At 67.1% G+C, this 20,793-nt stretch carries 17 protein-coding genes; 2 read left to right on the top strand and 15 right to left on the bottom strand.

Features of this window, described 5'->3' with window-relative positions; genetic code table 11:
- Nucleotides 1-206: 206 nt before the first annotated feature.
- Together IT779_RS06720 and IT779_RS06715 are read right to left on the bottom strand one after the other, a co-directional pair.
- Nucleotides 207-758 carry a methylated-DNA--[protein]-cysteine S-methyltransferase gene (locus tag IT779_RS06720; protein WP_196148275.1) on the bottom strand — a complete coding sequence of 184 codons (552 nt, stop codon included), beginning with the start codon at nucleotides 756-758 and terminating at the stop codon, nucleotides 207-209.
- Complete coding sequence (locus IT779_RS06715) at nucleotides 755-2,308, bottom strand: DNA-3-methyladenine glycosylase 2 family protein (protein ID WP_196148274.1); 1,554 nt, start codon at nucleotides 2,306-2,308, stop codon at nucleotides 755-757. The genes IT779_RS06720 and IT779_RS06715 overlap by 4 nt, the downstream gene beginning before the upstream one ends.
- Nucleotides 2,309-2,486: 178 nt before the next feature.
- Here IT779_RS06715 and IT779_RS06710 point away from each other — a divergent pair, with 178 nt between their 5' ends.
- Entirely contained in the window at nucleotides 2,487-2,702 is a 216-nt protein-coding gene (locus IT779_RS06710; RefSeq protein WP_196148273.1) for a hypothetical protein, read from the top strand.
- Nucleotides 2,703-2,705: 3 nt separating this feature from the next.
- Here the strand turns inward: IT779_RS06710 and IT779_RS06705 are convergent, their stop codons facing one another.
- From IT779_RS06705 to IT779_RS06645, 13 genes are all read right to left on the bottom strand, one after another.
- Nucleotides 2,706-2,912 carry a YbdD/YjiX family protein gene (locus tag IT779_RS06705; protein WP_332838710.1) on the bottom strand — a complete coding sequence of 69 codons (207 nt, stop codon included), beginning with the start codon at nucleotides 2,910-2,912 and terminating at the stop codon, nucleotides 2,706-2,708.
- A gap of 5 nt (nucleotides 2,913-2,917) precedes the next feature.
- Nucleotides 2,918-5,182, bottom strand: a complete 2,265-nt coding sequence (locus IT779_RS06700; protein ID WP_196148272.1) for a carbon starvation CstA family protein — start codon at nucleotides 5,180-5,182, stop codon at nucleotides 2,918-2,920.
- 130 nt (nucleotides 5,183-5,312) lie between these two features.
- A complete protein-coding gene (locus IT779_RS06695) occupies nucleotides 5,313-5,723 on the bottom strand; it encodes a VOC family protein (protein ID WP_196148271.1) in 411 nt (136 codons plus the stop codon).
- 11 nt (nucleotides 5,724-5,734) lie between these two features.
- Entirely contained in the window at nucleotides 5,735-6,571 is an 837-nt protein-coding gene (locus IT779_RS06690; protein ID WP_196148270.1) for a helix-turn-helix domain-containing protein, read from the bottom strand.
- A 36-nt stretch (nucleotides 6,572-6,607) separates the two neighbouring features.
- Nucleotides 6,608-8,671 carry an AAA family ATPase gene (locus IT779_RS38705; RefSeq protein WP_196148269.1) on the bottom strand — a complete coding sequence of 688 codons (2,064 nt, stop codon included), beginning with the start codon at nucleotides 8,669-8,671 and terminating at the stop codon, nucleotides 6,608-6,610.
- Nucleotides 8,668-9,915 carry a hypothetical protein gene (locus IT779_RS06680; protein ID WP_196148268.1) on the bottom strand — a complete coding sequence of 416 codons (1,248 nt, stop codon included), beginning with the start codon at nucleotides 9,913-9,915 and terminating at the stop codon, nucleotides 8,668-8,670. Before IT779_RS06680 ends, IT779_RS38705 begins: the two co-directional genes overlap by 4 nt.
- Nucleotides 9,912-10,547, bottom strand: a complete 636-nt coding sequence (locus IT779_RS06675) for a 4Fe-4S single cluster domain-containing protein (RefSeq protein WP_196148267.1) — start codon at nucleotides 10,545-10,547, stop codon at nucleotides 9,912-9,914. Before IT779_RS06675 ends, IT779_RS06680 begins: the two co-directional genes overlap by 4 nt.
- A complete protein-coding gene (locus IT779_RS06670) occupies nucleotides 10,544-11,917 on the bottom strand; it encodes a protein kinase domain-containing protein (protein ID WP_196148266.1) in 1,374 nt (457 codons plus the stop codon). Before IT779_RS06670 ends, IT779_RS06675 begins: the two co-directional genes overlap by 4 nt.
- A complete protein-coding gene (locus IT779_RS06665; protein ID WP_196148265.1) occupies nucleotides 11,917-12,777 on the bottom strand; it encodes a PP2C family serine/threonine-protein phosphatase in 861 nt (286 codons plus the stop codon). The genes IT779_RS06670 and IT779_RS06665 overlap by 1 nt, the downstream gene beginning before the upstream one ends.
- A 17-nt stretch (nucleotides 12,778-12,794) precedes the next feature.
- The gene (locus tag IT779_RS06660) at nucleotides 12,795-13,556 is read right to left on the bottom strand and encodes a vWA domain-containing protein (RefSeq protein ID WP_196148264.1); all 762 of its coding nucleotides are present in this window, start codon (nucleotides 13,554-13,556) and stop codon (nucleotides 12,795-12,797) included.
- Between the two features lie 34 nt (nucleotides 13,557-13,590).
- A complete protein-coding gene (locus tag IT779_RS06655; RefSeq protein WP_196148263.1) occupies nucleotides 13,591-14,433 on the bottom strand; it encodes a hypothetical protein in 843 nt (280 codons plus the stop codon).
- Between the two features lie 323 nt (nucleotides 14,434-14,756).
- The gene (locus IT779_RS06650; protein ID WP_196148262.1) at nucleotides 14,757-15,536 is read right to left on the bottom strand and encodes a hypothetical protein; all 780 of its coding nucleotides are present in this window, start codon (nucleotides 15,534-15,536) and stop codon (nucleotides 14,757-14,759) included.
- Nucleotides 15,533-15,724, bottom strand: a complete 192-nt coding sequence (locus tag IT779_RS06645; RefSeq protein ID WP_196148261.1) for a hypothetical protein — start codon at nucleotides 15,722-15,724, stop codon at nucleotides 15,533-15,535. The genes IT779_RS06650 and IT779_RS06645 overlap by 4 nt, the downstream gene beginning before the upstream one ends.
- A 147-nt stretch (nucleotides 15,725-15,871) precedes the next feature.
- Here IT779_RS06645 and IT779_RS06640 point away from each other — a divergent pair, with 147 nt between their 5' ends.
- Nucleotides 15,872-20,752, top strand: coding sequence for a CHAT domain-containing protein (locus tag IT779_RS06640; RefSeq protein ID WP_196148260.1), 4,881 nt, complete (start codon nucleotides 15,872-15,874; stop codon nucleotides 20,750-20,752).
- The last annotated feature ends 41 nt before the right edge of the window (nucleotides 20,753-20,793 follow it).

Here is a 20,793-nt window from a genome sequence, read left to right as displayed (position 1 = left end):
TCCGCTGACAGTCCGGCGAACGCCGCGATGACCTCTTCCAGCCCAACCGCGCTCCTTCGTCCGACACGGTGATGCGGGATCGGATCGGCGACCGGTGTGCTGTCCACCGTGACGGTGAAGACTGACCGGCTCCGACTTCCCGCAGTACGCGGTCGACGTGTCGCGGAGTTCGTGTTGTGAGATCTCGGGCAGCCCGGCGGATCCGGTCAGGAGCGGGCTTCGTGGTCGAGGAGCCAGCGTTTGACCGGCAGCCCCCAGCGGAAACCGCCGAGCGCGCCGCCGATGCGCAGGACGCGGTGGCAGGGGACGAAGAGGGCGGCGGCGTTGCGGGCGCAGGCGTTGGCGGCGGCGCGAGTGGCGGCGGGGCGGCCCGCGATGGCCGCGAATTCGGTGTAGGTGACGGGATCGCCCGCAGGGACTTTGCGCAGGATATTCCAGGCGTGCAGGAGGAACTCGCCGGAGTGCTGACTGACCGGGATCGGGTCGATGGCGGTGAGGTCGCCGCGGTGGTAGTCGGTGACGGCGATGCTGATCGCGCCGAGGTCGGGTCGTTCACGCAGGTCGGTGGGGCGCAGTCGGGGATGGATCAGGCCGCGCAGGTTCTCGGCGTCGGCCGTCCAGCCCGCGGCGAGGACCGCGCCGTCGGAATCGGCGATGGTGGTGAACGGTCCGGCGGGGGTGTCGAGGATGGTGAAGTCCGCCGTGCGTGTCGCGGTGCTCACGGATGTGCTCGCTTTCGTAGCGCAGGATGGGGTCATTGTGCGGCGCGCCCGGCCAGCGCGGCCTTCCACAGGTGCATGGACAGGTAGGACCGCCACGGCGCCCAGCGCGCGGTGTCGCCGAGGTCGACGCCGAGGTGCGCGGCGCCCTGCCGGACCACGAGGTCGGTGCCGAGCAGGATGTCGGGGTCGGCGAGCAGGCGCATGGTCACGTAGTCGGCGGTCCACGGCCCGACGCCGTCCAGGGCGAGCAGGTCGCGCCGCAGGTCGACCGCGGTGCGTCCTTGATGCAACTGCAGCTCGCCCGAGGCCAGCGCCGCGGCCACGCCGACGATGGAGCGCACGCGCCTGCTCGGCCCGGTGAGTACTTCCATGCCGCGTTCGGCGATGACCGCGGCCGTCGGGAACAGGCGCGGCACCGGCCCTTCGACCGGTTCGCCGAGCGCTTCGACGAGTCGCGCGGTGTGCGTCGCCGCCGCCGAGACCGAGATCTGCTGTCCGATCATGGTGCGCAGCAACAGTTCTTGACCGTCCAGACAGCCGGGCACCCGAATGCCCGGGCTGAACAGCGGGCGTCGCGCGCCGGGGGTGCGCGGCGGGTCGTCGGTGGCGGGCGCGGTGCCCGCGTCGGGGAGTTGTTCGCCGTCGAGGGGTTCGGTGTCGGTGTGTCTGGGCAGTACGCCGAGTACTTCGTCGATCCCGATCGGGTCGGCGTCGAGGTCGAGCAGGTGCCGCAGGCGCGCCACGGTGGGTGCGAGGTCGCGCATGTCGTGCAGGGCGAGTTCGGCGCGCACGTGGTCGCGTTGGAAGCTCAGCCGGGTGGTGGCGTGCCCGTGCGGGGTGCGCAGGGTGCGGGTGTAGGTGTGGTCTTCCCACAGTTCGACGCCGTGGGCGACGTGCGCCGAGAGGAACCATTCGAGCCAGCCGCGGTCGAGTGGTTCCCGGTAGGGCAGGCGCAGCGTCAGCGAACCGTTCGTGGTGGGAAGGATGGCGGCGTCCTTGCGCGCGCGTTGCGCTTCGGTGCGCATGGTGGTCGGGCTGACCGCGAACACTTCGCGCACGGTGTCGTTGAACTGCCGGATGCTGGCGAATCCGGCGGCGAACGCGATGTCGGACATGGGCATGGCCGTGGTCTGGATGAGCAGCCGCGCGGTGTGGGCGCGGTGCGCGCGGGCCAGTGCCAGCGGCCCGGCGCCGAGTTCGGTGGTGAGTACGCGGGTGAGTTGTCGCTGCGAGTAGCCGAGGGTGGCGGCGAGCGCGGGCACCCCGCCGCGTTCGACGACGCCGTCGCCGATGAGTCGCATGGCCCGCGCGGCCAGGTCGGCTCTGGTGTTCCAGTGCGGCGATCCGGGCGCCGCGTCGGGCAGGCAGCGACGGCAGGCGCGGTATCCCGCGTGTTGGGCGGCCGCCGCGGTGGGTAAGAAGGTGACGTTGGTGCGTTTGGGGGTGATGGCCGGGCATGAAGGGCGGCAATAGATCCCGGTGGTTCGCACCGCCGTGAAGAACTGTCCGTCGAACCGCGAGTCTCGCGTCGACACTGCCCGATAGCACCGCTCGAAATCCAACGCCGTGATCGTCACGCATTCCACAATGTCAGCTACCGCCGTCGCATGCTAGCGGGAATCGGACATGCAGCGTGCTGATGTCGCCGCCCCGAGGAATTCGGGGCGGTGCAACCGGGGTCTGTGGCCCGACGTCCTCCGCTCCGTACAGTCGCCCCAACACGCACCGCCGGTGCGAAACAGCAACAGCCGGAGAGTATTTGCCATGAAACGTGTTCTCGCCATCGCCGTCTGCGCGGTCGCCGTCCCACTCGCCGCCGCCCAGGGCGCCAACGCCGCGAACTCCGAAGATCCGCGCGCGGTCGCGGGCGGCGACTGTTGGCCGGCCCAGGGCAGCGCGGCCATGTGCGTGCCGTTCGATCAGTTCCTGCGCTGGTTCCTGCCGAGCCTGTCCGCGAACAGCGGTTCGGGACAGCCCTGACGCTCAGCAGCAGCGTTGCCGGGGATTCCGGTCGGCGTCGGCGTAGCGGTCGCGCCAGTATTCGCGTTCGGTCGGAATCGCCCGGTCGGGATGCGTGCGCCGCAGGTGTTCGACATAGCGCGGATAGTCCTGGGCGCCGACTATCGCGCCGAACCACCAAGCGACCGTACGCGTCCCGTCGCGCAGCCGCCGCGCGGTGCTCGACACCAGCGGATTCACGACGACCGCTCCGCGCCGACCCGCGCCGCGCCTGGCGCCCGCACCGTGCCCGCCGCGATCAGTTCGTCCCACTGTTTCTGGACCTCCCGCTCGGCCGCGGTGGCGACGAATCCGCTGGGCGCGAAGATCTTCGACGGCTCCTCCGGCGATTCGGTGGTCTCCGATCCGCCCACCCGCAGCGCGCGCACCCAGACGACCGCGCCGACCACCGCCACGATCAGCACCAGCACCGCGAACACGATCGACAACGTGCCCTGGATGAAGGTGTTGCGGATGGCGGTCTCCACCTGATCGGGTTTCGCTGTCAGACAGCCCTTTCCGGCGTCTGCGGCGGCCTGGCACAGGCTGTGCTGTTTCCAGTAGCCGAGTTTGGGGTCGGCGGAGAAGATCTTCTGCCACGAGGCCGTCATGGTGACCACGAGATCCCAGACCAGCGGAATCCCCGGTATCCAAGCGTATTTCGTCAATCCCTTCTTCACCAGGATGACCAGGATCACGGTGAGCGCGACGGCGGCGAGCAGCTGATTTGCGATGCCGAACAGCGGGTAGAGCGCGTTGATTCCGCCGAACGGGTCGCCGACGCCCATCAGCAGGATCGAACCCCACGCCGCGACCACGAGCAGCGAACACAGCCACGCGCCGACCCGCCACGACGGATCCTTGAATTTCCGCATCGGGCCGCCGAAGTTGCCGAGTGCGTCGGAGACCAGGAACCGCGCGACCCTGGTACCCGCGTCGATGGTGGTGAGGATGAACAGCGCCTCGAACATGATCGCGAAGTGGTACCAGAACGATTTCATCGACGCGCCACCGAGGAATTCCGAGAACACCTGCGAAATTCCGACCGCGAGGGTCGGCGCGCCGCCGGTGCGCGAGACGATCGATTTCTCCCCGACGTCGGAGGCCACCTGCGCGAAGTCGGCCGCGGTGGCGGGCGGACCGGATATTCCGAGCGAATTCGTATAGGCGGCAGCGGTTTCCGCCGAATTACCGGTGAGGCTGCCCGGCGCGTTCATGCCGAAGTAGAGGTGCTGGTCGATGATGGAGGCGGTGATGATCGCCATGACGGCGACGAAGGACTCCATCAACATCCCGCCGTAGCCGATCATGCGGGCGTGAGATTCCTTCTCCAGCAGTTTCGGCGTGGTCCCGGAGGAGACCAGCGAATGGAAACCCGACAGCGCGCCGCAGGCGATGGTGATGAACAGGAAAGGGAAAAGGCTGCCCGCGAAGGCCGGTCCGTTTCCCGCGGTCGCGAACGAGGAGACGGCGGGCGCTTCCAGCACCGGCATGGTGACGAGGATGCCGATGGCGAGCAAGCCGATGGTGCCGATCTTCATGAAGGTCGACAGGTAGTCGCGCGGCGCGAGCAGCAGCCAGACCGGCAGCACCGAGGCCACGAATCCGTAGGCGATGAGCAGCCAGGCGATGGTGGTCGTGGACAGTGTGAACCAGCTCTCACCCCAGCCGGTCTCCGAGACCCACCCGCCGCCGACGATGGCGAGCAGCAGCAGCGCGTTCCCGATCACCGACACCTCGCCGACCTTGCCGGGTCGCAGATACCGCAGGTAGACACCCATGAACAGGGCGATCGGAATGGTCATGCCGATGGAGAACACACCCCACGGGCTCGCACCGAGCGCGTTGACCACCACCAGCGCGAGCACCGCGAGCAGGATCATCATGATCACCAGGATCGCGATGATGGCGGCCACGCCGCCGACCACGCCGAGTTCGTCGCGCGCCATCTGCCCGAGGCTGCGGCCGCGCCGCTTGGTCGATGCCCACAGCACCAGGTAGTCCTGCACGGCGCCCGCGAACACGACGCCGACCACGATCCAGATGGTGCCGGGCAGGTATCCCATCTGCGCCGCGAGCACCGGGCCGACCAGCGGTCCGGCGCCCGCGATGGCGGCGAAATGGTGGCCGTAGAGGACCCTGCGGTCCATCGGCATGTAATCCTTGCCGTTCTCCAGGATTTCGGCGGGCGTCGCCAGGTCGTCGCGCGGCTTGGTGATCTTCCATTCGATGTATCTGGCGTAGAACCGATAGGCGATGACGTAGGTGCACACCGCCGCGATCACGATCCACACGGCGTTGACGTTCTCGCCGCGCGCCAGGGCGAGTATCGCCCAGGCGATGGCGCCGAGGACGCCGATGCCCGCGAATATCGCCTTCTTGGCGGGCGTTATCGGACTTCGGTCGACGACGCCGACGGGTGGCAGATCGGGATCGGTCCGTAGATATTCGATAGCCGCCATCCGACAACTCTCCTGTAAGCCGCTGCGCTCCCGCAACCACTGCGTGACTTCGCCGAAACACTGGACAACGTATCCGATGGGCGGACGGTGAACGGTCGAAATCCTCGTGATCCGCGGTGGATGCGTGCGCTCACTCGCCCGCGTAGGTTCCGAAACTCCAGATGTTGCCTTCCGGGTCGCGAGCCGAGAAGCCGCGCGAACCGTAATCCTCGTCGCGGATGCCGCGCACCAATTCCGCGCCCGCGGCGGTGGCGCGTTCGAGCAGCGCGTCGGGCTCCTCGCACACGACGTAGATCGATTCACCGCCGGGTTCGCGGCGGCCGAACGGCGTCTCGTCCTTGCCCGCCGTGCCGAACATGACGCCGCCGCCGAGCGGCCACCGCAGTTCGCCGTGCTCGACGATCGACGGGTCGTCTTCGCGGGCGTAGACCGCCGTCAGTTCGAATCCGAATGCCTTCACCAGGAAATCCGCGGTCCCGAGGGCGTCGCGCAAGGCCAGGCAGGGCCAGACGGCGGCGGCGGGTGCTGTGTTGTTCGTCATGAGTAAGAGCATCAGTCCGCGGACCCCGGCGCGTCTTGGACGGATGTAACCTCCTGCGCCAGCCACAGCGTCGGACTGCATCCGGCCAGATCCGCGAAATCGCGGTTCAAGTGCGCCTGGTCGTAGTAACCGCAGGCGGCCGCGACCTGCGCGAGCGTGATGTGCGATGGCGTGCGCTCGATCATCCGCCGCGCCCGCTCGAAACGGGTGATCCGCCCGGCCAGTTTCGGACTCACCCCGAATTCGGCGTTGAAGCGCCGCGTCAGATGCTGGCGGCTCCAGCCGATCCGTTCGGCCAGCGGACCGATCGACGCCGCGCCGCCGCTGTCGACGAGACTGCGCCACGCCAACGACAACTCCGGCGTCACCAGCCGATCCGGGTTCGCCAGACGGCCGAGGATCTCGTCGCACACCGCGAAACGGCGCGACCACGGCGCGGGCCCCTGCAGCCGCTCCCACAGCTCGTCACCGGCCGGGCCCGCGACATTCGCGCACTCCAGCGAGGTATTCCACAGCTCGCCCGCAGGCAGACCGAACAGTGTTCGACAGCCCATGGGCGTCAACGCGATCGTCACGCCTTCCTGATCGCCGCTGTGCGCGATCGACGCCGAACTCGCCTGCAACCCGCTCAAAACACACCGGTAGGCGTCGGGTCGCTGGTTCGGATCGGTCTGTTCGATCACGTCGATGGCGGGCCCGATCGCCACGATGAATGTGAGATGGTGCGACGGGAGCCCGCGATGCAGTCCCGGCGGATACCCCGTCATTCGATACCCGAGGTAGTGGTCGATGAACGTGGCCAGCGCGGGCGCGGGCCGTGCCGTCACCACCTCGCTGGTCGGCGCCATGAGGCCACGGTACGCCCACCGCGGCGACCGGGCCGATCAGCTCACATCCGGAAGCACCTCGATGACGAACGGCGGCCCCGCGCTGCCGTTACCGACCCTGATCCGGGTCTCCGGCGCCGGGCTGTGCTCGATGATCCACCGGTTGAGCGGATGGCGAAGCCACTGCTCGAGCAGCGGATTCTTGATCTGCCTCGCCCCGAGGCCGGTCCCGTCGCGGGTGAGCTCGGCTGTCACGGCCTCGGTGATCGACTTCTGATCGAAGGTCACCCGATAACCGCGGCGGGCGGCGGACGCGGCGAGCTGGCTCAGGAATTTCGCGACGATCGAACCGATCACCTCGACGCGCAGAATGTCGAAGACCACGATTCCGCCGCCGAGCCTGCCGAGCAATTCGGGGCGGCCGAGTTGAGTGGACATGTAATCGGCGACGGCGCGCTCGAAATGTCGGCGGACCTCGTCGTAGGACAGCCGCGACACCGAACCCGCGGATTCGCGGGTCGGACTCTCCACGGTCACCTGCTCGTCGGTGGACCGGGCGGGCGGGCGGCCCGCGAGGGCGCCACGCACCAGCGAACCCTGCCCGGGCAGGCTCCGTGCGACCGGCGGCGCGGTCACCACCGGGACCGGGCGATGCAGCGTATCGGCGCCGAGATTGGACGTGAAGATCACCACCGACTGCGAGAAATGCGCCGTGCGGCCCTGGCCGTCGGTGAGCCTCCCGTCATCGATGATCTGTAGGAACTTGTCGAAGATCCGCGGGTTCGCCTTCTCGATCTCATCGAAAAGTACCACGCTGAACGGTCTTTCGATGATCCAGTTGGTCAGTGCGCCGCCGTTCTCGTGCCCGATGTAACCGGGCGGCGCGCCGGTGAGGCGCTCACTGGAATGATCCTGGCTGAATTCGCTCATATCGAATCGCCGCATTGCCGTCTCGTCGTCGAAGACCAACTGCGCGATAGCTTTCGCCAACTCGGTCTTGCCGACGCCGGTCGGGCCGACGAAGAAGAAGACACCCTTCGGGCGTGAGCCGGGGCCGTCGGGATCGGAGACGAAATCGATGCCGACGCGGGCGTCGACCAACATGTCCGCCACCGCGCGCACGGCGGCGTCCTGGCCCATGACCCGTTCTCGTAGTATGGTTTCGGCGTTCAGGATCTTGTTCCGGTCGAGCTGTTCCCACGGATCCTCGCGCACGCCGAGGCGGTGGCGCATCACCAGACGGCGCGCGGCGGTAGGCGTGATCCTCGCCAAATGCGATGTCGCGCCGAGCGCCGCGATATCGCGCACCGTCATTCCGTCGGTCAAACTGGTCAGGGATTCAACCGCGGCCCGGTGTCGACTCGGGTCGAGCGGACCTTCGTGATAGTAGCCATCGATCGCCCCGCGCAGAAAGATCCTGCGTTCAGCCGGGTTCGGCAATGGAATCTCGAACGCCGCGACGTGCGGGTGGCCGAGATGCACCCAGTCCGGCAGCGTACCGACGCGCTTGCTCAGCAGAATCAGGATATTGCGCATGAGCGTATTCCTGGTGCCGGGCGCGTAATGCTCCTCGGCGAGCACCTTGCGCAACCACGCCAGATTCAGTTGGTAACCCTCTTCCGTCGCGGCTTCGCGTCCGAAGATGAGGTCCGCCTGGTCGATGATCACCGCACAGGCTCGATCACCCTGCACCAGTAGCGATCTGGTGACGGCGAGCAGGTCGGCGGGAGTTCGCACGGCGGGCGGCGTGGTGGAATTCGCCCGTTCCCGCAAGCGTTGTTCGGCCGCGCTGAGTCGGCGACCGCGCGCGGTATCGGCATTCGCCTCGGCGGCCGTCGGCGCGGGGAGTGACGCGGCGCCGTTGTCCAGCCGCGCATCGACGAAACTCCTGCTGCCGTCATCCGGATAGGTCAGGCCGTCGACCATGTCGTAGCAGGTGGTCACGGCATAACCCGCCCATGCCAGGAACCGGGGGAAGGCCGTGTCGAACCGCGCGAATTCGTCGTCCCACAGCACGAGATCATCGATATTGCCGTGCAGGACCAAGTGGCGGCCCCGGCAGACCTCGTGATTGAGCCGGGCGAACCAGTTCGCGACCGGCTGCCGTATCGGCACGCTCACCGCGATCCGTCCGCCCGCCGCGTGCTCTCGGTGGCCGCCGCCCGCCGCGCGCCGCCGGGTATGCGGGGCGATCCGCCGTCGTCCCAAGAGACCGCGCCGGGGTCGAATCCGTTGGTCCGCAACGACGAATTGAGGGCTTCCGCGAGATCGAGCAGGCTGCCGCAGGCGTGGCCGTCCAGCGCGACCGTCTCGTCGGCGCCCTCCATGATGTAGTCGACACGATGTTCCTGCTCCTCGTCGTCGTGCAGGACGACGAGCAGGGGGGCGCCGCGCCGTGGCACGGCCCGCAATGCGACACTCCCGTCGGGAGCCGATTCCACCGACGACGAATCGACGGCGAATCCGAGTCCGGGCAACGCCTCCAGGATCATTCCGAGCATCTCGCGGCGTTCGGTGAATCGTTCGATCGCGGCGTCGAGGTCACGCTCCACCGACAGCAGCCGTTGCGCCACCCGCTCGGCGAGTTCGGTGGCCATGACCGGTTCTTCGCGCGCCACCAGCGCCTTGACCTCGGCCAACGCTACCTCGGCCATACCGATGTCGGACAGCGAGACGTTGGCGGTGGCGGCGTCACCGGCGAGGGTGCTCACGCGCGCGGCCAGTTGCTCTTGCATGGCGTTTGCGGTTCTGACCTGTTCGGCGTGCTCGGCCGCACGTTCGGTGACCGTCGTGTAGTGGGCGCGCACCGTGGCGGCGGCGGAGTCGACGGCGCCGAGGAACGACCCGAGATCATCGCGTTCCAGATATCCACTCAACTCGGCCAGTACGGCCTCGCATCGTGTCGCACCGTCCGCGTCGAATCGCTGACGCAGGTGGATGTCGTTCTTCGCCAGCATCTCTCGCATCGCGGCCAACTGTTCGGCGCCGGTCCGCCGACCGCGTCGCGCGATCTCGACGGAGGTGGAGGTCCGCAGCACCTCGGCGGCGGTGACCGCACGGTCGGCTTTGCCGACCTGCTTGACCGTGGTGGCCGCCTCCAGACGCGTGCGTGCCGCCGCCAGCGCGGCTCGCACCGGGTCGACGTCGGACGACCGCGCGCCGGGCTGCGTGGCCAGAGCGACACAGGCACTGTCGAGGGCGGTGAGCCGCCGCGCTGTCGCCGCGCGCGCCGCGTCCAACGCTTCCTTCGCCTTTCGCGCCCGCTCGGCTTCGCGCGCGCGTTCACGTTCGGCCCGTTCCCGTTCCAATCGGCGGGCCCGCTCGGCATCTGCCCTGACTGTGCTGTATTTCGGTGACTTGCTCACCGGCATCCTTCTTCCCGCGTGGACACGATATTCAATGCTTGTTCGAATCGGCTGCGGAAGTCCGCGACGGCGGGTACCCCCAACCAGTGGACGGTTCCGTCCGGCAGCACTTCGATCTGGAGCCCCGCACTGTGGTCGGGGCCGTCCAGATCGGCGGCGTGCCGGGTCGTGAGTTGATGGATGCGTTGGTTCGAGGAACCGCGCCAGCGCAGATCGCCGTGTTTGCTCGCCACATACGGCCCGTCGACCAGGAGATCGACTTCACCCAGCAGCGCCGCGACACCCGCATCGTCGAGTCTGCGCAGGCGCGGCAACGTGAATCCCGTGAAACACATGACCGACAAATCCCTTTCACGGCGCACCGTGCGGACGAGGGCGGCCAGGCCTGCGGCCTGGGCGAACGGCTCTCCGCCCGACAGCGTCAATCCGTTCGTGTCTGTGGCGAGGATCTCGGCGGCGAGTTCGGCCACGGTCCTGCGTTCGCCGCCATCGAATGGCAGCCATTGCGGACTGACACACCCCGCGCAGGTCAGCGGACATCCCTGCACCCAGATCGCGAATCGCGTGCCAGGGCCGAGCGTTCGACAGGCGGGATGGGTGTCGGCCACCACGACAGAATCGTCCGCGCTCATCGAAGCGACATGATCAGTAGGACGAGCATGGCGAACGCGATAAATACGAGCGTCACCTTCGCGGCCGTGCCCATCGGTGCCGGACTCGGTGGCGGCGGTTTTCGTGAAATCGGCGGCGGGACGGTAGGTCCTGTCGTACTCGCGCGGGACCCGGCCGCCCGTCTCGGATTCGGATTGGTCACTCGTGTGTTCCACGGCGCGGTCGTGTTCGCCGTCGGCGCGGTGACCTGTGCCGCCGTGGTCACCTTCGGCTCGGTTGGTTCGGTCTCGGTCGGAGGCGTCGGCTCGGTGGTCGACCAAGGTGGCTGCGTGGTGCCGGAGGCCGTCGATGTGGCGTCCGGTTCCACCTCTTTCGGCGCGGGATAGCGTTCGCCGAAGCCCTCCCGGTTCAGCTTGCACCACACGCATTCGGTCGACGAGTAGTGGTACGCGTGTCGCGGATTGACGCGGCACCCCATGACTCCGTAACCCGCGCGATGCAGCGCGTCCGCCCATGCCTGCGCGGTCGGCCGTGCCGACGGAGTCCGGTGTCCGTCACCGAAGCATTGCACCGCCAGGGCGCGCACATCCGGCGGCAGCACGCTCGCGGGCACGGCCCCCGGCAACGTTATGAAGCGTTCGGGGAACAGGATGCGGTTGTTCTGGTGTCGAATGTTGTCTTCCGCGACGAATTCGGGAGAGTCAGGGCCGACGAGCACGCCTTCGAAGGGGTGGTCACCTTCCATCAGCAATTGACAGATCAGCACGGCGAGACCGAAATTGTCGTGACTCGGCTGGAGCTCCGTTCCGTTCGTCGCTTCCGGGGGCGTGTACTCTCTGGTCACGTTGGTGCTGAGGAACAAGGTGCCGCGCCGCGGGTCGATGAACTGTACCGCGTCGCAATCGATCAGGGTCACATGTCCGGCGCTGGACACGAAGATATTGGACGGGCTGATATCGCCGATCACGATCCCCGCCTCGTGGAGCATCGCGAACAGCCGCGCGGTGCGATTGGCCACCGAGATCAATGTTCGCCAGGTGGGTTCGTCGAGCAACTCGATGCGTTCGCCCGGATCGAACAGATTGATCATCGCCGTGCTCTCGACCATCGGCATCAGGACGCCCACGACTTCGCCGGAGTCGTCGAGCAGCACTTCGCGAGGCCATGCGGCGTGCATGTGGTCGGGGGCGTCGCCCTCCGGCCAACTCGCGCGGGTGGCGCGGCGGAGAGCGGCGAGCCTGCTCTTCCGGCGCGGGTCCGTGCGTTCGAGGTAGATCTTGGCGCACAGATGCGGCGTGTCGACGAGCCGATACACCAAACCCTCTGCCCCGCTTCCGAAAGGGTCCTTGTGCAGCGCGACCTTGGCGCCATTCGGTAGGAAGACGCCCATCAGCGCACCTGTGTCTCGTACGGACCGTCCTGGGTGTGCTTCGGCAGTCGAACCGCCAGCGCGATGGTCTTGTCGTCGGACGAGGTCTCGGCGAACGTGGGCGAATCGAGCATGTTCGCCAATTGACTCTCCGGTATCGCCGTGCGTCCGAAATATTCGAAGTAGCGCCGGAATTCGGCGGGCGCCTGGTAATGCAGTTCTCCGTCGGCGGTGGCCCCCACCGTGAGCAACGCATCGATCAGTCCATCGGAACACAGGGCGAGCCCGGTGACCCGACGATCGACGAGGTACCCGCTCTGCAAGTCGGCATCTCGCTCCGGCGAGGTCAGAAACGTTGCCACGCCGTTGTTTTCGCGATCCCGTGCGGTGACGGCCAGGCGTGGGCCGCCGCGATCGCGATCGAGGACGAGGAAGCAGTCGCCGATGCTGAAATACACGAAGAACGGAGGTCGCGCGACCACCGCGAGCAGGGTCGTCGACAGCGACTCCCGAATATCCTGCACCGACTCCGCGGGAAAATGGGCAAGCTGCTGGGTAGCGAAATCCGCGACGCGGTCGTCGAAACGGTGCAAACACGCGTTCGCGAATTCCTTGGTCGCCACGGACCACTCCGAAGGATTTTGCGGCATCCGGTCCTTGAAGACCTGCTCGGCCGCCTGGTATGCCGTCGTGACGGCGAATTTCGAGCCCTCTTCCGCACGGCTGTACGAACCCGCGCCGTCCGCTACCGCGAAGAACGTGCATTGTGCGGTGATCGGACGGACCAGGCAATTATCCTGGTTGCGCAGATTGTCCTGAACGTGACTCGGACCCCGCACACTCGCGGATACGGTTGTCCAGACCGTGTCTTTGCCTGTCATTCCTTCTTCGCGCACGGTCAGCCCTGACTACTGATCCACTGGTCGATCAAGGAACTCTTGGTGACCTGCTCGTTGGCTCGGGTATATGTGGCAGCGGCGGTTTCCGACTGTGTCGCTTGCGCGGCTTTGATGCTCGTCGAGACGAATTTGAGGATGGCTTTGAAGTTGACGTCGGAGACATACCACCATGATTTCGGCGCGAGACCCGCCAGCACTTCGTGGTCCGCGCCCGCCACCCCGAAAGCGAAGAACAGCAGATGTTTGCCGTCTTCTTGCTGCCGGATGGCGGGTGCGAGGTCGCGCCACTGTTGGGAAGGGTTCCCGGCGTCGTCGGTGGGCACACCGTCGGTGATCATGTAGACCAGCGGTCTTGCCTTCAACGGATGGCCGCTGCGTCGAAGCGTCTGTTTACGGTCGGCCATCAGTTGGAACGCGTAGTGCAGCGCCTCCACCATGGGGGTGACGCCACCGGCCTCGAGCCGTTGCGGACTGAATTGGGTGACCGGTACATACGGCTGGTCGACCACGCCCGTGGTACGGCCGCTCGGATCGATGGCGCGGACTCCGCCCGCCCCGAAGGTGACCAGTGCGATCTCCCCTTGTTGCCGGACGGTGTTGTCCTTGAGCAGTTCCGTCCGCCAAGTCGCCAGTGCGTCGTTCAATTCACCGATGCGGTTCTCATGGGCCATCGAAGACGATGTGTCGACGACCAGAGTGATGAGAATTCTGCTTTTCGCGGACTGTACCGGCAACGCGTCGTAGCCGGGGGATTGGGTCATGGCGATGAACCTCGGTTTCGGAAGAAATTCGGTACTAGGGTTGATTCGAGGCGGGGGCGATGATCCGAACCCGGTCACCGGGCAGGCCGACGGTAGAACCCGCGTGCGCGATCTCGACCCATAGGGTCACGTCATCGAAATCGGCGTAGCCGCCGTCGGCGTCGATATGGGTGCGTGCGATCCCCTCGGCGCCCACCCTCGCGAAGAATTCGGGCGCAGCGGGCAGACCCGTCGCGTCGATGCGCACCGGAATCGGGGCACGGGACCGCGCGGGTGGTGGTGCGGGAGGTGGCGGCGCGATGTGCGTTTCGATCTCGGGTTCGGTGCGGAGACGTGGCTGTGCCGGTCGCTGCGGCGGTTCCGGCCGGGGCGGTGCCTGCGGTCGAATCGCTTGTGCCCGGTGCTGGACGCCGGAGTGCGGCGGGTCGTGTTCGATGTCCGCTCCGGACCCGACCGACCGCTGGATCGCCTGCTCCCTGTCTCTCCGTCGTATCCGCAACCTTTCGGCGGCGGCATACAGCAGCGCCAAGCCGAGGGGCAGGCCGACAGCGGTGGTCAGCGCGGGTCCGTACCCGAAGTTCTCGCGAGTGACTTGCACCTGGTAGAGGTCGTTGCCGTGGCGTGTGATCGTGACATCGCCATCCGCCGTCCACCGGCCGAGTTCCTCGTACCGAGCGGGCACGCATTGCGGCAGCGGGACGCATATCGGGTTGACCACGACCAGGGTTGGGCCGTCGAAGTCCAGCGATCGATGGACTTCGTCCGTGATCGTCGCCTGCTCGCCTTCGTTGCGTAGGCCCACGACCATGACGGTCGAGGTCTCTTCGGTGGCGGCGAGCCATCCGACGAACAATGGCGCCGATAATACGAAGACCACGATTACGACTATCAGAAGGTCGTTTCGGCCGCGTGTGGTACGGGCGAAACGCGATTCCGGAGTTCGCTGCATCAAGTTCCGTCACCATGTAGCCGCACCCGATACGTGCCGAGTGCAGCCCGAATAAGCCGAGAAAAATCCCGGACGATGTGAAGTAAGATCTCCCCGAAAGACCGCGCTTCCCCCGCCTGTGCGAGCTGCGCGATCCAATCATACATCAGCTGGGCACAATTGCGGCAAATACCGCGATCTGACATCTCGTCGCCGGTCCGTGCCGCTCGGGCCGGATTCTTCCGAGGGAACGCAGGCCTGTCGTAATTATTTTACCAACCGTCCGGTCCGTATGTGATGTGTGCACTGTCGGGCGACATGGTGGCGCATTCGTGCGACGCGATGTCGCCGCACGAATGCTGTAGCGCGCGCGGCTTCGGCTGCTCCGGCGGTTTGCTGTCGACGGTCGCGACCAAGAACGCGCACGCGCCGATCCCCGCCACCAGGACGGCGGCGAGGGTGTGAATGCGTGCCCTGCGCAACAGGTGTCGCACGTGCCAGGTGTGGATCAGAGCCAGGAGTCTGGCCCGCAGCCTGCGGTAGTAGGCGATATTGGCTTCGGCGTCGCGCAGCGCGAGGTCGAGCAGGGCGCGTTCGGGTGCCCTGTCTTCGACGGCCAGAGCGCGCGCGATCGCGCCTGCGGCGCGTTGATGCAGCTCGCCCTGCGCCTGGAGGTCGGCGACGCGGGTTCCGCCGGGGCCGAAGAAGTTCTCCGGCGAACGCGAGGTGAGCCGAATCAGTCCGGCCATGTGCTTCATCGAGGGATCCTCGAGGTCCATCAGCGTGCTGACCGGCGGTGTCAGCGCGTCACTGGTCACCCAGATCGCCCAGCACACCGCGAGCAGCGCCACCGTGAGTCCGGCCACCGCGACAGCGATGTGCCACGCGCCGTGCAGTTTTCCCAGCGCGGCCAGTGGTGCGGTGCCGATGAGTAGCGCACCAGTAGCTGCCGCCGCACCTACCGTCCACCGGGCGACCGCGCGCATATCGGCGATCGCATCGAGTGGCGACGGTGACGATTCCGCGCCCGCACCCTCGCTCGCGCTGGTCATCTGGAAGTTTCGGACGGTCCGCGGCCGTCGTCGATGGACTTCGTCACCTCGACCGGACCGAGGTCGGGAACCTGGCCGTACGGAATCCAGTTCGCGTCCAGCGAACCATCCGCACCTTCGGGCAGGTAAAAGACTTGGCCGCGAATAATTCTCACCGGGGCGGCATTGTCTGCGGGATCTTGGGACATGCGGAGATTGTGACACGGCGACGGCATTCGTGAGCGGCCATGTGCGGACGAAACATTCGTCGCGCGTGGCACGATGGATGGCACGGAATCGGCGTGCGGTCCGATGTATACCGTTCGGTCGCAATTCATTCAGGGAGGGGCGGCGGGATGACGGTCGGGGCGAATTCGAACACGCGGGTCGCGGCTGTGCTGCGGGTCACCGACACTCACGTCGAAATGGATCTCGGTACCACGAGCTACCGGCACAGCGTCGGCGGCCTCACGGTCGAGGCCACATCGCTGGTGGCGGAACTGGCCGAGCTGCGCATCCGACATGCCGCGACCTCCAGCATGATCAACGCGGTCGGCATCGCCCTCGGTGAATCGTTTCTCGACGGACAGGCCGGGGTAGCGCTGGCCGACGCACTCGCCGACGCGGCCGCGCGCGGCCACGACCTCCAACTATCGGTAGAGACCGCGTCGGCTCGGCTGGCGTCGCTGCCGTGGGAGAGCATCATCGTGCCGGTGGGCGGCGCGCGGGAGGTCCCGCGCGAGCCACTCGGGTTGCTGCCCAACGTCTTCGTGTGCCGCGGCGCGGGTGCGGCGCCGTCGTCGCGGCCGCCGGTCGTCCAGGAGCCGCCGACGCGCTTTCGCATCGTGGTGGCGATCGCCTCACCGGAGAACGGGCGCGGATCGCTACTGAACTACGAGGTCGAACTGGACCACGTACTGTCGGCGCTGGCGCCCGCGATCGATTCCGGCGCCATCGACGTCGACATCCTCAACTGGGGCACCGCCGACGCGATCCGTGCGGCCTTGACCGCCCGTCCCACCGACATCCTGCACATCTCCTCGCACGGCATCCCCGGGTACCTGTGCCTGGAAACCGCGACCGGTGACGACGACCTCATCGACGCCGACGGCGTCATGTCGAGGCTGCTCCCGCAGGGGCGGGCGATGCCGTTCCTGGTGCTGTCGGCGTGCCACACCGGTCGCGCCGCGAGCCGTGATGCCGCCGACGGTTCGGAGGCGTCGACCGCGTTGGCTGCGACCTTGCTCGCCCACGGCGCACCGGGCGCGGTGGCGATGACCGACGAGGTGTCCGACCAGTTCGCCACCGTGTTGGCACACCAGTTCTATCGCGGCATCGCGGCCGACCCCTCGGCCGACCCGGTGACCACATTCTGTCGTGCCCGCCGCGACCTGGCGCAACAATTCGCGGCCGACCCCGCGCGGGCCCGGTTGGCCGCCGAATGGGTGATTCCCACCGTCTTCGCGCCATACGACATCCACCGCCCGCGCCGCACCCTGTCCGGGACCGAGGCCGCGACGACCAAGCTCGACGGAGCGGTGGCCCCGCTCGCGTTCGTCGGCCGTCGCGAGGAATTGCGCGGCTTGGTGCGCATCGCGACATCGCCGTCCCCATGGGTGGTGCTGTCCGGGCTGAGCGGCATCGGTAAATCGGCGCTCGCGCGCGAGTTGGTCCGCCTGCTGGGCGCCGACGCGGGGCACCCGGTATGGGTCGCCGATCGCCACACCCCCGGCCGGATTCTCGACTCCGTCTGGAATCAACTGTGTCGCGGGCGACATCGCGAGTCCTTCTTGGCGTGGGCGCGCGGCGATGATCCGACCGACGGTTGGCGCAAGCGGCTGCGACACGTGCAGTCGAAAGTGCTGTCCCGGCAGCGGATCACGCTGGTACTCGACGGGATCGACGCGAACCTGGAGGACGCGGGCACCGGTTTCCAGCTGGATGCCGAGACTTCGGAGTTCCTCGAACAGTGGATGACCTGCGGAAGCAACGCGGGCTTGATCATCACCAGTCGCAAGGCGTTCGCGCAGGCGAGCGAATCGTCGGTCCGGGCGCGGCAAAGATTCCTCGGCCCGCTCTCCGGCGCCGAAACCGCCAAACTGATCCTCGCCCTGCCCTCGGTGACCGACGTGATCGCTCGGAATCCGAGAAATCGCGCATCCATCGACTGGGTGGGCGGACATCCGGGAGCGCTGCGGCGTATCGATGAACTCCTCACGAAATCCGATGTCGCGGTGGACGAAGCGGTGGATCAGGCGTTGCGTCGCGTGGGTGTGGACAGTGAACTCGATCGCATCGCCGCGCAGTGGACGCCCAACGATCCGGTCGGTCGAATGGTGCGCGGTCTCACCGTCTATCGGATGCCGGTGGACACCATCGGCGTGAATTGGCAACTGGCGGAACAGGCTCCGGAAGCCGTCGATGATGTGCTGAATCCCGACCGACCGGACGACTACGCCGTCACGGTGACGCAAGCGAGCTCGGGTCGACTCGCACGGAGGACCCCGCTCGAAATGAATCGCGAGCGCGCCATGCGCATCGCCATGACCTGGGGCCTGGTCTACCACGGCTTCGATCCCGACGCCCACGGCCAGACCTACTCGGTGCCCAACGCGGTCAAGGCGTTCCTCGAGGATTCGAGCGGGCGGGATATGCGGCGTGCGCACCTGCGCGCGGCCAATTACTGGCGGTGGCGCGAAGATCGGCTGGTCGACAGCGGCGACTTCGAATTCACGGACACCACCTGCGTGGACGAAGTGCACTACCACCTGATGGCAGGTGCGGGCACGGACGCGGCCGCGAAGATCACCGACGAACTCGTCCTTTCGTTGTTCAGCATCGGCACGCCTGCGGCCGCGGAGAAAGTGATCCTGCTGACCAGGGACCTGATCCGCAGGCCGGAGACCTCCGATGTGGAGCGCGGCTCAGCGAGACTGGCCGTCGTCAGCGCGTACTGCATGCTCGGCAGGCTCGATGACGCGGTCGCCGAGGGGCGGCGCGCGATTGTCGAGGTGCGCGGCAGCGGTGAGCCGTTGCTCGAATCGATCTGCTCCCTGACCGTCGCCTTCGCCCTGCAACGGGCGGGAGAGTTCGCGGCCGCGGTGGCGCTGCTCGAGGAATCTCTCGCACACGGAGGCGAACTGGACCCGGTTCTACGGGCTCTCGGCAACGCGCTGGCAGGCACGCTCGCCAGCGAAAGCGGCGATTTCGATGAGGCGAGACGACTGGCCGAGGAAGCCTTGGAACTGGTCGCGCTCGGCAACGCCTCGCGGCGTTCGGAATCGGGACTGCGGCGGGTGCAGGAGATCGCCGGTGTGGTGGCCTACGGTCCCCAATCGGTCCAACAGTCCTCGGGCTCGGGTTTCGCCAGTGTGCTCGACCTCATCGGAGCGGAAGCCGAGATCATCGCGACTATCCAGCTCGCCAGTGTGCACCTGGTGCGTGCGGAGATAGCCGAGGCGCGGCGCGCCGCCCAGCGGGCCGCGAAACTCGCGGCCGACTTCCAGACGCCGATGTACGTGGCCGCGGCGACTCATCTGCTCGGCAGCATCGAGTTGACCAGCGGAAACATCGAACTCGCCGATGCGACGCTGCGTCGAGCCCGAACGCAGGCCGCGACCTATGGTGACCGCCTCAACGAGGCTCGCAGCTCGATGGTGCTGGGCGATCTGTCGCAAGTGCGCGGCGATCTCGGCGGTGCGGCCGTGTGGTATCACCGTGCGCTGGGCTCCGCGGAGGCGGCGGGCAACGACAATCTGTGCGCGATCACCTGTTTGATGCTGGGGCTGCTGTCGCTGGGCGATGTCGGGGATGTGCCCGTTCGGGATTGGATCGCGCGCGCAGAAGGCTACGGCGACAGCGTCGATCATCCTGCGGTGCGTGCGGTCAAGTCGTATGTGACGGCGATCGACCTCAACCTGCGCGGCGACACCTTCGAGGCCGCGAGGTATCTACAGGCCGCGCTGGACCTCCTCGCCTCGACGGGCGGGAATCCCACGTTCGAGGGCGACATCCTCCGATTCACGGCGTTGAACGCGCTCGAAGGCAACGATCGCGCCGCGTTCCGGTCCACGCTGGAGGCGCTCGCGGATATTGTCGACCGAACTGGCAACCGCTCCTCTCGCGCGATGCTGCTCTTCCTCACCGCGCTCGAAATGGGCGACGCGGCCGAGACGCCGGACGATCTCGCGCGGGTCAAGGCGCAGTTGGACGAGGCACGCGGGATGTTCGAGAGTCTCCAGTCGCACGGAATGGCCGCCATGGTGGCCGAAGCGACCCTGACGATGTCCGAGGAATTCGAGCTGACCAGTTCGGAGACCACGGAACGCGCACAACACATGCAGAATCTGGCCAGGGTGATCGGTCAGGGTGACTCCGTGGTCGATGCGGTGACCTACGAGATCGTGCGGGCCCTCGACGAGGATCGGATCGCCGACGCGCGCGCCCTGTTCGACGACCTGCGCAGCCGTCGTCCGCGAAAGGTGAGCGCGGCGTGGCGGATCGACATCTTGGCGGGCCGGGTACTGTATGCCGAAGGTGACCTGTCGGAGGCGTGGGACCACTTCGTGCACGCGCACGAGGAGGCTGTCGCCGCCGAGCACTGGGGGGATGCCGTCGAAACCGCGGGTGGCCTGGCGGATCTGGCCGCCGAGGCCGGACAACCCGACCTTGCCGTCGACGCCGGGGTGCGTGCGTTCGTCGTCAACTCCCGACGCGACAACTACACCATGACGCTCCGCTTGGTCGACGGGCTCGCCGAGATGTGCGCCCGCTTCGCCGAGGATGATGAATCCCGTTCGTGGAGCGAAGGGTTGGTGCGCGCGACGGAGGAATGCGAGGTGCCCTTCGAGAAGGCGGTCTGCTACCGGAAACTCGGAGGCGACGCGGTCGAGCGACCGGAGCGCGAGGACGAAGCCGCCGAACGCTGGCTGCGCCGGGCGCTGATACTGAATACCGGCTCGTTGCCGCAACACCTTCACGAACGACGCTTCGTGCGGGGCATCCTGGCCAGGCTGTTGCTACGTCAGGAACGGTATCCCGAAATCGTGGCGATCCAGGCCGAGGGAGTCCAGGGTGATGAGGAAGACGATATGGGCGTACTGAGCGGTGTGCGCGCCATGCTGCCCGACGACGAGTTCCTCGAAATCCTGCGCCGTACTGTCGATGACGCCACTTGCGAACGGATCATGAGCGAGACCGTGACTCCGTGGTGGGAGCGTGGGAACCGCCCGATTTGATCGGGACGCGGTCGGTGAGATCGCGCACAACCGGGCACACG

The organism is Nocardia bovistercoris, assembly GCF_015674855.1.
In the GTDB taxonomy this organism is placed as follows: domain Bacteria; phylum Actinomycetota; class Actinomycetes; order Mycobacteriales; family Mycobacteriaceae; genus Nocardia; species Nocardia bovistercoris.
The sequence above is the reverse complement of the archived record's forward strand: the minus strand, read 5'-3'. Positions and strand labels throughout refer to the sequence as shown.